The sequence below is a fragment of the Actinomyces provencensis genome, assembly GCF_900155435.1.
GTDB classification, from domain to species: Bacteria; Actinomycetota; Actinomycetes; order Actinomycetales; family Actinomycetaceae; genus Pauljensenia; species Pauljensenia provencensis.
The window spans coordinates 3697-17914 of sequence record NZ_LT700212.1 but is presented as its reverse complement, the minus strand read 5'-3'; the positions used below and the strand labels follow the sequence as shown (position 1 = coordinate 17914).

Here is a 14218-nt window from a genome sequence, read left to right as displayed (position 1 = left end):
ATGCGCATGACACTGACAGCGGCCGTCGCCGGGGCCTCGGGCTACGCGGGCGGGGAGGTCCTGCGCCTCCTCGCGGCCCACCCCGACATCGAGGTGACGACGGTGACGGCGGCGGCGTCGGCCGGTTCCCGCCTGGGTGACGTCCAGCCGCAGATCCCCTCCCTCGCGGAGCTCGTCGTCACCGGGACCACGCCGGAGGCACTGGCGGGGCACGACCTGGTCGTCCTCGCACTCCCGCACGGGCACTCCGCCGAGGTCGGGGACGCGTTGGCCGCCGCCGGGGACGGCGCCGTCATCGCCGACTGCGCGGCCGACCACCGACTCGTCCGCGAGCAGGACTGGGAGGACTACTACGGCGGCGCCTTCACGCCTCCCTGGACCTACGGCATGCCGGAACTGCTGCACGCCGGGGAGGGGGCCGCCCGCGCACAGCGTGCGGAACTCGCCGCGACCGGGCGCATCGCCGTCCCGGGGTGCAATGTCACCGCCGTGACTCTCGCGCTCCAGCCCGCTGTCGCAGCCGGCCTGGTCGACACCACCCACATCTGCGCCACGCTGGCCGTGGGCTACTCCGGTGCCGGACGCGCGGCCAAGCCCCACCTGCTCGCCTCCCAGGCCCTGGGCAACATCGCCCCCTACGCGGTGGGCGGCTCGCACCGTCACATCCCCGAGGTCGTCCAGAACCTGCAGGTCGCCGGCGCCGGCGAGGTCGGGCTGACCTTCATCCCGGTGCTCGTCCCCACCTCGCGGGGCATCCTGGCCACTGTCGTCGCTCCGCTCACGGAGGGCGTGGACCAGGAGGCGGTGGACGCCGCCTACGGCGTGTACGAGGGCGAGTCCCTCGTCGACGTCACGGGGCCCGGTGCCTGGCCCACCACTGCTCCCGTCACAGGGACGGGGCGCGCGCTGGTGCGTGCCACCGTCGACGACCGCGCCGGGACCCTGGTCGCACTGTGCGCCATCGACAACCTCGGCAAGGGCACTGCGGCAGCCGCGGTGCAGAGCGCCAACCTCGCACTCGGCCTGCCCGAGTGCACCGCAGTCCCCATGATCGGAGTTGCACCGTGAGCACAGCAGGAACCGGGGTCACCGCCCCGGCAGGGTTCAGGGCGGCCGGCGTGAGCGCCGGCCTCAAGGTCCACGGTGGTCGCGACCTCGCCCTCGTCGTCAATGACGGCCCCCGGCCCGCCTCGGCCGGGGTGTTCACGTCCAACCGCGTCGTCGCCGCACCCGTCACGCTCACACGTGCCCACCTCGCCACAGCGACCCTGCGTGCCGTCGTGCTCAACTCCGGTGGCGCCAATGCCTGCACGGGACCCGGAGGGATGGAGGACGCCGTCCTCACCGCGGACACCACGGGTGCGGCGCTCGACCTGCTGGGCGAGCAGGTCGGGGTGTGCTCCACGGGTCTCATCGGTGAGCGCCTCCCCATGGACGCGCTGCTCGGAGGGGTCCGGGAGGCCGCGCAGGCCCTCGCCGACGGTCACGATGCGGGAGCTGCCGCTGCCGACGCCATCCGCACCACCGACACCGTGGCCAAGACGGTCACCGTCACCCGCGAGGGCTGGTGCATCGCTGGCATGGCGAAGGGTGCCGGCATGCTGGCACCGGGTCTGGCCACCATGCTGTGCGTGCTCACCACCGACGCGGTGCTCGAGGACGCCTCCGCGGACGTCGCCCTGCGCGAGGCCGTGCGCACCACCTTCAACCGCACCGACTCCGACGGGTGCATGTCCACCAACGACTCCGTCATCCTCCTGGCCTCGGGAGTCTCGGGGATCCGCCCCGACGCGGAGGACTTCACCGAGGCACTGCGCTCCGCCTGCGCCGACCTGGCCCGCCAGCTGATCGCCGACGCGGAGGGTGCCAGCCACGACATCGAGATCAGTGTCGTGGGTGCCTCCGACGAGGCGGCCGGGGAGGCCGTCGCCCGTGCGGTCTCCCGGTCGAACCTGTTCAAGTCCGCAGTCTTCGGCAACGACCCGAACTGGGGCCGCGTGGTCTCCGAGGTCGGCACCGTGCCGGAGTCCGTGGCCCCCTTCGATCCCGGCCTTCTCGACGTCACCATCAACGGGGTCACGGTGTGCCGCGCCGGGGGAGTGGGGGATCCACGCGATTCCGTCGACATGACCCCACGTGAGGTCCACGTGGTCATCGATCTGCACGCGGGTGACACCACCGTGGTGCTGTGGACCAATGACCTCACCCACGACTACGTCCACGAGAACAGCGCCTACTCCTCATGAATGACGTGCCCGTCCAGGAGAAGGCGCAGATCCTGCTGGAGACGATGCCCTGGTTGCGTCGCTACTCCGGTCAGATGGTGGTCATCAAGTACGGCGGCAACGCCATGGTCGACGACCAGCTCAAGCGCGCCTTCGCCGAGGACGTCCTCTTCCTCCACCAGTGGGGCGTGCGACCCGTCGTCGTGCACGGGGGTGGCCCCCAGATCAACGCCATGCTGGCGCGGCTGGGACTGGACGCGCCCTTCGAGCACGGGCTGCGGGTGACGACTCCCGAGGTCATGGAGGTCGTCCGCATGGTGCTCGTGGGCAAGGTCCAGCGTGAGCTGGTCTCCCTGCTCAACGAACACGACTACAAGGCCGTCGGCCTGGCAGGTGAGGACGCCAACCTGTTCCGTGCGCGCCGGACCCCGGCGTGGGTGGACGGCGAGCCCGTCGACATCGGACTGGTCGGGGAGGTCACCCACGTCAATGCCACGCCCCTGCTCTCCATGGTGGAGGCGGGCAGGATCCCCGTGGTCTCCTCCGTGGCGCCGGACGTGGACGACCCCGGTGGCGTCCTCAACGTGAATGCCGACTTCGCCGCGGGCGCGCTGGCCGCAGCGATCGGGGCCGAGAAGCTCATCATTCTCACAGACGTCGAGGGCCTGTACGCCAACTGGCCGGACCGTTCCTCCCTGATCTCGCGCCTCTCGGACACGGAACTGCGCGAGATGCTCCCCACGATGCACTCCGGCATGGTCCCGAAGATGCAGGCCGCCCTGTCGGCCCTCGACGGTGGCGTCCCGATGGTCCACGTCATCGACGGGCGTCGGCCCCACTCCATGCTGCTGGAGATCTTCACGGATGACGGCGTGGGGACCATGATCACTGCCGGACACTCGGAGGTCTTCGAATGAGCAGGACGACGGGCGGGGCGAGCGTGGCGTGGGACGCGCGCTACGAGGGCGCCGTGATGGACACCTTCGGCACTCCGCAGCTGGTCCTGGTCTCCGGCCGGGGATCCCACGTGGTCGACGCCGACGGGCGCGAGTACCTGGACCTCCTGGGTGGGATCGCGGTCAACATCCTCGGGCAGGCGCACCCGGCGGTCGTCCGGGCGGTCTCCGAGCAGATCGCGACGCTGGGCCACGTCTCGAACTTCTTCGCCACGCCGCCCCAGGTGACGCTCGCGGAGCACCTCCTGCGCATCGTGGAGCCGGGAGGGGCGCCGGAGGGCTCGCGGGTGTTCCTGGCGAACTCGGGGACCGAGGCCAATGAGTGCGCCCTCAAGATCGTGCGTGCCCACGCCAACGCCCAGGACACGCCGCGTCCACGCGTCCTCGCCCTCGAACACGCCTTCCACGGGCGCAGCACCGGGGCCCTGGCACTGACCTGGAAGGCGAAGTACCGCGAGCCCTTCGAGCCGCTGGTCCCCGGGGTCGAGTTCCTCCCGGCCAACGACATCCCCGCCCTGGAGGCCGCGATGGACGAGGGCGTCGCCGGGATGTTCGTCGAGCCCGTCCAGGGCGAGGCCGGCGTCCTCGACCTCGACGACGACTACCTGCACGCCGCACGGGAGCTCACCCGCAGCGTCGGGGCGCTCCTGGTGGCCGACGAGGTCCAGTCGGGGTTGGTACGCACGGGGGAGTGGATGGCCCACCACCGCAGTGGCATCGTCCCCGACCTCGTCACGCTGGCCAAGGGACTCGGTGGGGGGATGCCGATCGCGGCCTGCATCGGGCTGGCCGGCGCTGGTTCCGTCCTGGGGCCGGGCATGCACGGGACGACCTTCGGCGGCAACCCGGTGTGCGCGGCAGCAGCCAACGCCGTGCTCGACACGGTCGAGTCCGACGCCCTCCTCACCCACGCCGCCCTCCTCGGGGCGTCGTGGCGTGACGACCTCAAGGCCCTGGGCGTCCCGGGGTTGCGCGAGGTGCGAGGACGGGGCCTGCTCATCGGCCTGGAGTTCGAGGACGCAATCGCCCCGGACATCGTGTCCGCCGGACGCGGGGCGGGATTCGTGCTCAATGCGACCTCCCCGACGACCCTCCGGCTGGCGCCACCCCTGGTGCTGAGTGCGGCAGAGGCCGCGACGTTCACCGACGCGCTGCCCGCCCTCGTCCGCACGGCGCGCGGGGAGGAGGCGGATCCGTCATGACCCACACGACGATCCCCGCCACGAAGACCGCCCGGCGCGGGGCCATCATCGAGGTGCTGGCCTCCCAGGCCATCACCTCCCAGGAACAGCTGCGTCGCGAGCTGGCGGCCATGGGCGTCGACACCACCCAGGCGACGCTCTCCCGCGACCTCCTGGAGATGCGCGCGACCAAGGTCCGCAATGCAGCCGGCGTGCAGGTCTACTCCGTCCCCGATGCGGACGGGAGCCACACCCATGAGGCGGAGGCCTCCCAGGCGCGTCTGGTGCGCTGGTGCCAGGACCTCCTGGTGGCCACCGACCTGGCCGGCAATCTCCTGGTCCTGCGCACGCCGGTGGGGGCGGCGAACCTGCTGGGTTCCGCCATCGATGCGGTGCGCATGGACGGAATTGCCGGGACCATCGCCGGCGACGACACCGTCCTGGTCATCTGCCGCACGCCCGCGGACGCGGACAGGGTCCAGGCAGCCCTGCTGGAACTCGCCGACCCCGGGTCGACACCGCCCGGCCCCACCTGAGGGCGGGCAGCGCCCCACACACGGACCACCACCACAACGACGATCCTCCACAGCGGAGGGACACAGAAGGAGACACCATGGCACAGGGCAAGGACCGCGTGGTCCTGGCATACTCGGGCGGACTCGACACGTCCGTCGCGATCGGCTGGATCGGGGAGCAGACGGGGATGGAGGTCGTCGCCGTCGCCGTCGACGTGGGTCAGGGCGGGGAGGACATGCAGGTCGTGCGCCAGCGGGCCCTCGACTGCGGGGCCGTGGAGGCCTACGTGGCGGACGCCCGTGACGAGTTCGCCACGGAGTACTGCATGCCCGCCCTCAAGGCGAATGCGCTCTACCAGGACTCCTACCCGCTGGTCTCGGCCATCTCCCGACCCGTCATCTCCAAGCACCTGGTGCGTGCGGCGCGCCAGTTCGGGGCGACCACGGTGGCCCACGGATGCACGGGCAAGGGCAATGACCAGGTCCGCTTCGAGGTGTCCATCACCTCGATGGCGCCCGACCTGAAGACGATCGCGCCCGTGCGCGACCTCGCGCTCACCCGTGACGTGGCCATCGACTACGCGAACAAGCACCACCTGCCCATCGAGACGACGAGGAACAACCCGTTCTCCATCGACCAGAACGTCTGGGGGCGCGCCATCGAGACGGGCTTCCTCGAGGACATCTGGAACGCCCCGACCAAGGACGTCTACAACTACACCGACGACCCGACCTACCCCCCGCTGCCCGATGAGGTCGTCATCCACTTCGAGAAGGGCATCCCCACGGCGATCGACGGACGCCCCGTCACTCCGCTGGAGGCCATCCAGGAGATGAACCGCAGGGCGGGCGCCCAGGGCATCGGCCGCATCGACGTGGTCGAGGACCGTCTGGTCGGCATCAAGTCCCGTGAGATCTACGAGGCCCCCGGCGCGATCGCCCTGATCGCCGCCCACAAGGAGCTCGAGAACGTCACCGTCGAGCGGGAACTGGCACGCTACAAGAAGCGCGTCGACGAGCGCTGGGGCGAGTTGGTCTACGACGCCCAGTGGTTCTCCCCGTTGAAGAAGGCGCTGGACGCGTTCATCGAGGACACCCAGGAGTACGTCACCGGTGACATCCGCATGACCCTGCACGGGGGCCGCGCGACCGTCACGGGGCGTCGCTCCGAGTCCTCTCTCTACGACTTCAACCTGGCCACGTACGAGACCGGCGACAGCTTCGACCAGTCCTACTCGCGCGGCTTCATCGAGATCTACGGACTCTCGGCGCGTCTGGCGGCAGCCCGTGACGTGCGCTTCGGCAAGGGTCTGCAGGTGGGTGAGGGCAGCCTCTGACCTGCGCGACGTGGTGGTGGGGGCGGGTCCGCGTGTGCGGGCCCGCCCCGGCGCATGTGTGGGGTCCCGCCCGTGGTGTGGCGGTGGAGGCCCGGCGCCTCCGGCGCCGGGCCGGCCGGGTCCACAGATGGTCAATGAGCGGTCACACACCGGTCTGGTGGGATCCCGGCAAGGGTCTCCTCCAGGTGACGCCGAAGCCGCATTTCGGTAACGCCGTTCGTGGTCCAGGGGGTGGGTGTCCGCCATGTCCACGCAGGTCACCCCCGGTTGTCGGGTTGAAAGCGGACCACGCGTCCCGCCGGCCTGTGCCGGAGATCGCCGCACCACCCATGGGGATTGGTGCGCGGGGTCGGTACGCTTCAATTGGCACGGCAGTGACGCCCAGGCTCAGGGGCGCCCCGTGCACCCCTCCGCCCGCACCCCGTGCCCCGTGGCAGACGGCAACCGGAAGGGGTGGAGGATGACACAGGCAGTGTCCGCAGGCTATGAGGCCACGCGCGTGCGGCGTCCCGTCCCGACGTTGCGCCACCGCTTCCTCCGCGCCGCCGCACGGGTCTCCGAGACCGTCGAGGTGGGGGCCCTCCCCGTGACGCTCCTGTGGGAGCGCACGCGCGACGCGCTCACCGCCAGACTCGGTTCCCGGGCCGAGGCGTTGCTGCCGCCCCTGGGTGCGTGGGTCTTCTTCGTCGCCTTCGCCGGACAGGGCCTGCGCGACCTCATCGGGTGGGGTCCCTTCGCAGTCCTCACCTTCCTCTCCGCCCTCGTCTTCGCCATGGTGTTCGTCGCGGCAGGTCGTCGTGTCGGGGTGCGCCGCCTTCCCGGACCGGTCATCGCCTACCCCTTGGTGTGCTGCCTGAGCTTCGTCTGGTCCGCCTACCGACTCGAGACGGCAGCTGCGTCCCTGGTCATGGTGCTGAGCACGGCCATCGGCGTCATGCTCGCCGTTGCCTTCCCCCTGCGGACCATGCTCGATGCCCTCACCCGGTGCCTCCAGTGGACACTCGGTATCAGTCTGGGGCTCGAGGCCTTCGTGGCGGTGGTCATCGGCCACCGCATCCCTCCCCTGTACATGCTGGGGTGGGAGCACGTCCCGGACTCGTACTACTGGGTCAACGGGCTCCTGCTCCAGGGCGGCCCCATCCAGGGCTTCGTCGGGAACCGGAACCCGCTGGCGTTCATCGCCCTCCTCGCCCTGCTCTGTGTGGTCGTCACGCACCTGGACGGGCGGATGTCCCTGGCGCGGACGACCCTGTGGGTGGGGCTGTCGGTGATCACCCTGGGCCTGACCCGGTCCGCGACCGTGACGGTCGCGGCGGTCGGCTGTCTCGCAGTGCTGGTCGTGGCGCTGGTGCTGCGGTCCCTGCCACCGGAGCGCCGGCGTTCGGCCCTGCACATCGCCCTCGGGGTCGCCCTCCTGCTCTGCCTGAGTGCCCTGGCCATGCACACGCAGGTCTCGGACCTGCTCGGCCGGGACTCCGACATGACGGGGCGTGCCGAGATCTGGGAACGCGTCCTGCGCCTGTGGAGCCTGCACCCACTCACAGGGTGGGGGTGGATCATGTACTGGGCGCCCTGGTTGCCGATGTTCCGCTACCTGGTCGTGCGCCCCGACGGCACACCGACGATGCAGGCACACAATGCGTACGTGGAGGCCCTCTTCCAGACGGGTCTGATCGGCGCGGTCGTCCTCGTCGTCGCGGTCGTGTGGGTCACCCGCAATGTCCTGAGGACCGCCCTGCGGGACCTGGACTCCGACATCACGTCCCTCCTCCCCGCACTGCTGATGACCGCGATGCTCATCCAGTCCTTCACGGAGTCGAGACTGCTCTCGGAGGGCAACTGGGTCCTCTTCGTCGCCCTCGGGACGTGGCTGACGGTGCGTGCCGACACTGCCGAGGTGCACCTGCCCGCATTCCGTGCACGCACGGTGGGGACACGGGTGTCCCCGCTCGAGGTGCCCGCCACCACGGGGCGCTGACGCCCTGCCCGTCCCTCGGCGGGGACGGTCCCGATCAGGCCACCGGGTCCCGCAGCACCGGGCACGTCATGCACCGCGGGCCACCGCGTCCCCGTCCCAGCTCCGCGCCGTGCACCTCGATGACCTCGATCCCGGCGTCCCTCATGGCGGCATTGGACAAGGGGGAGCGGTCGTAGACGACCACGGTCCCGCGGGCCAGTGCCAGGGCGTTGCACCCGTCGTTCCACTGCTCGCGGTCGACATCGGCGAAGGCCCCCTCCGGTGAGATGATCCGCAGCGACCTCCCCATCACACCCTCCAGGGCGCGCACGAGGTCTGACCCCGAGTCCTCCACCACCAGGCGCTCACCGTCATGCGTGATCGTCATCGTGCGCACGGGTCCCAGCCGCGGGTAGAGCAGGAAGGCGTCGGCATCGACCTGGGTGAGCACGGTGTCCAGGTGCATGAAGGTCCGTCGGTGCGGCAGGACCACCGCCAGGACGGTGTGGGCCTGCCCCGCCCGGAAGAGCTTGAGGGCCAGCCGTTCCACGCCCTGTGCCGTGGTCCGCTCCGAGACGCCCAGTGCGGCGACGCCGTCCCCGAGGACGAGGGCGTCCCCTCCCTCGGCGCTGCGCACGGCCCCGGACGTGCCCGTCGACCACGTCTGGAAGTCGGAGTCACGGAATCGGGGGTGCCAGCGGTAGATGGCGGAGTAGTGCAGCGACTCGCGTTCGCGTGCGAGCCGACTCATCGAGTTCACCGCCACGCCGGAGAAGATCCACGCGGAGGCGTCGCGGGCGAAGAGGTGGTTCGGCAGGGGCCTGATGAGGAAGTCCTCGTCCTCCAGGGTGCGGGTGACCAGTGACCGCACGGGCGAGACCTGCTTCCACTCCTCCACGGTGAGTCCCTCGATGCAGAGGGCGGCCAGCCGGCCCCCGTGCATGGTCGAGGTCCACTCGCGCAGTGCGGGTGTCAGCACCGGGCCCAGGCGGCGTTCGTTGAGGGTGCGGGTGAGGACTGCCCCGCGCGCGTCCGGATCCTCCAGCGTCGTCTCCAGGAGCTCGCCGAGCTGGAGGACCTCGACGCCGCGGTCCTCCATGACCGTGACGAACTCGTCGTGCTCGGCGCGGGCCCGCCCCGGGTCGACGAGGTCGTCGAAGAGGAGCTCGTCGTGGTTGGCCGGCGTCAGCATCCCGATCTCGCGACCGGGCCGGTGGACGATGACCTCCCGCAACCGTCCGACCTCTGAATCGACGTGGGGATCCACCATTTCCAGCCTCCTCGTTCCGGTGGCCCGAGTATAGGTGGGGCAGCAGCTGGGTCGCCCTCGTCGATCTCCTCCACGACCCGCCCCGCGCCCGTGAGCGCACGTGGGCCACGGGCGGGGGGCGGGGGCCGTCAGGCGGCCGAACTGGCGGTGGACGGCCGGGAGACGGCATCATCGGACCATGGCCGAATCCGAGCAGAGCACATCTCCCGAGTCCCACCTGAGCCTGTGGGGGGGACGCTTCAGTGGCGGACCGTCGCAGGCGCTGGCCGCCCTGTCGGTGTCCACGCAGTTCGACTGGCGTCTCGCGCACGTCGACATCCGGGGCTCCCACGCCCATGCCAACGCCCTCCATGCCGCGGGTCTCCTCGACGACGAGGAACTGCGGGACATGCACGCCGCCCTGGACCGCCTCGACGCCGACGTGACGTCCGGGGCGTTCAGGCCCTCTCCCGATGACGAGGACGTCCACACCGCCCTCGAGCGCGGGCTCCTCGAACGGGCGGGAGCACACCTGGGGGGCAAGCTCCGGGCGGGGCGCTCACGCAACGACCAGATCGCGACGCTGATCCGCATGTACCTGCGCGAGGAGGCACGTCACCTCGGTGGCCTCCTCCTCGACGTGGCCGACTCGGTGCTGGCCCAGGCCACGGCGGCAGGGGACGCCGTGATGCCGGGACGCACACACATGCAGCACGCCCAACCTGTCCTCGTCGCCCACCACCTCGCGGCCCACGCCTGGCCCCTCCTGCGCGACGTGGAGCGTCTGAGGGACTGGGACCGGCGCGCCGCGGTCTCCCCCTACGGTTCGGGGGCGTTGGCCGGCAACACGCTCGGCATGGACCCCCGCGCGGTGGCCCGCGAGCTCGGCTTCGAGGACTCGGTGGCCAACTCCATCGACGGGACGGCCTCACGCGACGTCGTCGCGGAGTTCAGCTTCGTGTGTGCCATGGCGGGTGTGGACGTCTCCCGCCTGTGCGAGGAGATCGTCATCTGGAACACGAAGGAGTTCGGCTACGTCACCCTGGACGACTCCTACTCCACGGGCTCCTCGATCATGCCCCAGAAGAAGAACCCTGACGTGGCGGAGCTGGGGCGCGGCAAGGCCGGCCGCCTCATCGGCGACCTCACCGCACTGCTGACGGTGCTCAAGGGCATCCCACTTGCCTACGACCGTGACCTCCAGGAGGACAAGGAGCCCGTCTTCGACCAGGTCGACACCCTGGACGTGCTCCTTCCCGCCGTCGCCGGCATGGTGGCCACCATGAGGCTGCACCTGGAGCGCATGGCGGAGCTCGCACCCCAGGGGTTCTCCCTGGCGACCGACATCGCGGAGTGGCTGGTGCGCCGGGGCGTCCCCTTCCGGGAGGCCCACGAGATCTCGGGTGCCTGCGTGCGCACGGCGGAGGAACGCGGTGTGGAGCTGTGGGACCTCAGCGACGACGAGCTGCGTGCTGCTTCCCCCGTGCTGTCACCCGAGGTGCGTGAGGTGCTCAGTGCGGCCGGGTCCGTGGCCGCACGCTCGGGGCGCGGGGGCACAGCTCCCGTGCGGGTCGCCGAGCAGCTGGCGGAGGCAGGGACGGTCGCCGCGGGGCTGAGGGAGTGGACACGGGCCTGAGTCCCCGTGTTCGCCGGGACCGTCGCTCCCGGCAGCCGGGTCCCGGGCCGGGCGCTGCGCGGGACGTCGGGGCGTCGGAGGAGGCGCGCCGGTAAGCTGGGCGCTGGCCCCGACCGGGGCCGACAGCGACGAGACGAAGGAACTCCCCGTGACGGACATCCTCGATGAGCTTGAGTGGCGTGGCCTCCTGGCCCAGCACACCGACATCGACGCACTTCGCAGGCATCTCGCGGAGGGTCCGGTCACGTTCTATTGCGGCTTCGACCCGACGGGTCCCTCGTTGCACCACGGTCACCTGGTCCAGGTCCTCCTCATGAGGCATCTCCAGCTCGCCGGGCACAGGCCTCTCGCCCTCGTCGGAGGCGCGACCGGCCTGATCGGGGATCCCCGACAGTCGGGTGAGCGCCAGCTCCAGTCCGAGGAGGTCGTGGAGGGCTGGGCGCAGAACCTGCACGACCAGATCGCCCACTTCCTCGACTTCGACGGTCCGGCGGCGGCGCGCATGGTCAACAACCTGGACTGGACCGGGCAGATGTCCGCCATCGACCTCCTGCGCGGGGTCGGCAAGTACTTCCGTGTGGGCACGATGCTCTCCAAGGACATCGTGGCTCGACGGCTCTCCTCCGACGAGGGCATCTCCTACACGGAGTTCAGCTACCAGGTGCTGCAGGCCAACGACTTCCTGGAGCTCCACCGCCGTTACGGGTGCACCCTGGAGACGGGTGGCAATGACCAGTGGGGGAACCTGGTCGGGGGGATGGACCTGATCCGCAAGGTCGAGGGCCACGAGACGCACGTCCTCACCAGTCCCATCATCACGAAGGCGGACGGGACGAAGTTCGGCAAGTCCGAGGGCGGGGCGATCTGGCTGGACCCGAAGCTCATGAGTCCCTACGCCTTCCACCAGTTCTGGTTGCAGGTGGCGGACGAGGACGTGGTGCGCTTCCTGAAGATCTTCACCTTCCTGCCCCGACGCCGGATCGAGGAACTGGCCCAGGAGGTCGCCGAGAGGCCACAGGCGCGCGTGGCACAGAAGGAACTCGCGGCGCGTGTCACCGAACTGGTGCACGGCAAGGAGGAACTCGACCGCGTCCTGGCAGCGACGGCCGCACTGTGGGGGATGGGGGACCTGGGCGACCTGGACGCCCGGGCCCTGGAGTCCGCGACCACCGAACTGCCCAGCGGAGAGATCGTGGTGGGTGAGTCGACCATCGTCGACGCGCTGGTGGCGTCCGGACTGGAGAAGGGGCGCTCGGCGGCCCGTCGCACGGTCGCCTCGGGTGGCGCCTACCTCAACAACGTCAAGGTCATTGACGAGGACGCCCCCATCTCCGACAGGGACCTCCTGGCAGGGGGAGTGGCACTGGTACGCAAGGGGCGTAGGAACCTGGCTGTCGTGCGCGCGCAGTGACGCCAGCTGGCCCGACCCGGCGTCCCCCGTCCGGCGCGTTCCTGCGTGCCAGCAGGTGAGGCACGTAGGGAACGGGGGAGGTGGCACGTGGTTGTGGGTGGGGCCGATGTCCGGTCCTCCCCACGACCACGTCCGGGCCAGCGGGGTCCGGCCGGCGAGGGACCGGTGTGAACCCACAGACACTTCGGGGGTCGCGACATGCCCGAGTGCGGGTACCGGGAGAACCACTCCCTGAGGGCGGGCAGAGCCCCCCTGAGGGCAGGATCAGCATTCCTCGGAGGGATCATCGTCGCAGGTCAAAAGGAATTCTGGGCCCACCAGGGGCTCCGGGGCGCGTGGGCTCCCGGGAAGCGCCACGGAGTGGAGGGGGAACGGCCTGTTTGACACGGGAGGGCGACCCACCTAATGTTGTCTCTCGCCGCCGGAACGGGACGCAAGCCCCGGGAAGCGGCCGGAACACCGGTCTTGGTCGTGGGTTTCCTGCGGTTGGGGTTGTGTGGGTGTTGTTTGTGAACTCGATAGCGTGTTTGTTTGTTTTTGATGCCTGTTTTTTGTTTTGAGTGGTTTTTTGGTTGGGATTTGCTTGCTTGGCTGCTTTTGTGGCTGGGTGGGTTTTTCTGAATGTTTTTGTTCGGAGAGTTTGATCCTGGCTCAGGACGAACGCTGGCGGCGTGGGTGGGTCGGAAACCTCATCTTGGAGCAGGCTTCCCGCTTAGATGCTTTCAGCGGTTATCCCTCCCGAACGTAGCCAACCAGCCATGCACCTGGCGGTACAACTGGCACACCAGAGGTTCGTCCATCCCGGTCCTCTCGTACTGGGGACGGCCCTCCTTCAAGTTTCCTACGAGCGCAGCGGATAGGGACCGAACTGTCTCACGACGTTCTAAACCCAGCTCGCGTACCGCTTTAATGGGCGAACAGCCCAACCCTTGGGACCAACTCCAGCCCCAGGATGCGACGAGCCGACATCGAGGTGCCAAACCATGCCGTCGATATGGACTCTTGGGCAAGATCAGCCTGTTATCCCCGGGGTACCTTTTATCCGTTGAGCGACCACGCACCCACGTGCCATGGCCGGATCACTAGTTCCTGCTTTCGCACCTGCTCGACCTGTCGGTCTCACAGTCAAGCTCCCTTGTGCACTTGCACTCGCCACCTGATTGCCAACCAGGCTGAGGGAACCTTTGAGCGCCTCCGTTACATTTTAGGAGGCAACCGCCCCAGTTAAACTACCCACCAGGCACTGTCCCCAACCCGGATCACGGGCCAAGGTTCAGGTGCACACTTGAACCAGAGTGGTATTTCAACGATGACTCCACCACGGCTGGCGCCGCGACTTCCCAGTCTCCCACCTATCCTACACAAGCACAAGCGAACACCAATACCAAGCTATAGTAAAGGTCCCGGGGTCTTTCCGTCCTGCTGCGCTAAACGAGCATCTTTACTCGTACTGCAATTTCGCCGAGTTCATGGTCGAGACAGCGGAGAAGTCGTTACGCCATTCGTGCAGGTCGGAACTTACCCGACAAGGAATTTCGCTACCTTAGGATGGTTATAGTTACCACCGCCGTTTACTGGGGCTTAAATTCAAGCCTTCACCCACCGAAGCGGGTTGAGCCTTCCTCTTAACCTTCCAGCACCGGGCAGGCGTCAGTGCGTATACATCGTCTTGCGACTTCGCACGCACCTGTGTTTTTAGTAAACAGTCGCTTCTCCCTATTCTCTGCGACCCCCCACCGCCACACACCCGC

At 69.2% G+C, this 14218-nt stretch carries 10 protein-coding genes and 1 rRNA gene (1 of these 11 cut by a window edge); 9 read left to right on the top strand and 2 right to left on the bottom strand.

Annotation, left to right across the window (positions count from 1 at the left end; genetic code table 11):
* Positions 1 to 6 precede the first annotated feature (6 nt).
* The 7 genes from argC (at position 7) to BQ9890_RS00030 (ending at position 8192) form a co-directional block, all read left to right on the top strand.
* The gene (gene argC, locus BQ9890_RS00060) at positions 7 to 1068 is read left to right on the top strand and encodes an N-acetyl-gamma-glutamyl-phosphate reductase (RefSeq protein WP_195907589.1); all 1062 of its coding nucleotides are present in this window, start codon (positions 7 to 9) and stop codon (positions 1066 to 1068) included.
* A complete protein-coding gene (argJ, locus tag BQ9890_RS00055; protein WP_075888407.1) occupies positions 1065 to 2246 on the top strand; it encodes a bifunctional glutamate N-acetyltransferase/amino-acid acetyltransferase ArgJ in 1182 nt (393 codons plus the stop codon). Before argC ends, argJ begins: the two co-directional genes overlap by 4 nt.
* Complete coding sequence (gene argB, locus BQ9890_RS00050; protein WP_075888406.1) at positions 2243 to 3142, top strand: acetylglutamate kinase; 900 nt, start codon at positions 2243 to 2245, stop codon at positions 3140 to 3142. Before argJ ends, argB begins: the two co-directional genes overlap by 4 nt.
* Positions 3139 to 4383 (top strand): acetylornithine transaminase, encoded by a 1245-nt coding sequence (locus tag BQ9890_RS00045; RefSeq protein ID WP_075888405.1) that lies wholly within the window; start codon positions 3139 to 3141, stop codon positions 4381 to 4383. The genes argB and BQ9890_RS00045 overlap by 4 nt, the downstream gene beginning before the upstream one ends.
* Positions 4380 to 4898 (top strand): arginine repressor, encoded by a 519-nt coding sequence (gene argR / locus BQ9890_RS00040; RefSeq protein ID WP_075888404.1) that lies wholly within the window; start codon positions 4380 to 4382, stop codon positions 4896 to 4898. Before BQ9890_RS00045 ends, argR begins: the two co-directional genes overlap by 4 nt.
* Before the next feature lie 77 nt (positions 4899 to 4975).
* On the top strand, positions 4976 to 6214 hold the full coding sequence (locus BQ9890_RS00035; protein ID WP_075888403.1) for an argininosuccinate synthase: 1239 nt from the start codon (positions 4976 to 4978) through the stop codon (positions 6212 to 6214).
* A 460-nt stretch (positions 6215 to 6674) separates the two neighbouring features.
* Complete coding sequence (locus BQ9890_RS00030) at positions 6675 to 8192, top strand: O-antigen ligase family protein (RefSeq protein ID WP_078062109.1); 1518 nt, start codon at positions 6675 to 6677, stop codon at positions 8190 to 8192.
* A gap of 34 nt (positions 8193 to 8226) precedes the next feature.
* Here the strand turns inward: BQ9890_RS00030 and BQ9890_RS00025 are convergent, their stop codons facing one another.
* Positions 8227 to 9441: an arginine deiminase gene (locus tag BQ9890_RS00025; protein WP_075888402.1), complete on the bottom strand. Its 1215-nt coding sequence runs from the start codon at positions 9439 to 9441 to the stop codon at positions 8227 to 8229.
* 178 nt (positions 9442 to 9619) lie between these two features.
* Between BQ9890_RS00025 and argH the strand changes: the two genes are divergently transcribed.
* Together argH and tyrS are read left to right on the top strand one after the other, a co-directional pair.
* Positions 9620 to 11056, top strand: a complete 1437-nt coding sequence (gene argH, locus BQ9890_RS00020; RefSeq protein WP_075888401.1) for an argininosuccinate lyase — start codon at positions 9620 to 9622, stop codon at positions 11054 to 11056.
* Between the two features lie 148 nt (positions 11057 to 11204).
* Positions 11205 to 12467, top strand: a complete 1263-nt coding sequence (tyrS, locus tag BQ9890_RS00015; protein ID WP_075888400.1) for a tyrosine--tRNA ligase — start codon at positions 11205 to 11207, stop codon at positions 12465 to 12467.
* 547 nt (positions 12468 to 13014) lie between these two features.
* Here tyrS and BQ9890_RS00010 read toward each other — a convergent pair.
* Positions 13015 to 14218, bottom strand: a 23S ribosomal RNA gene (locus BQ9890_RS00010); it runs 1654 nt beyond the window's last position.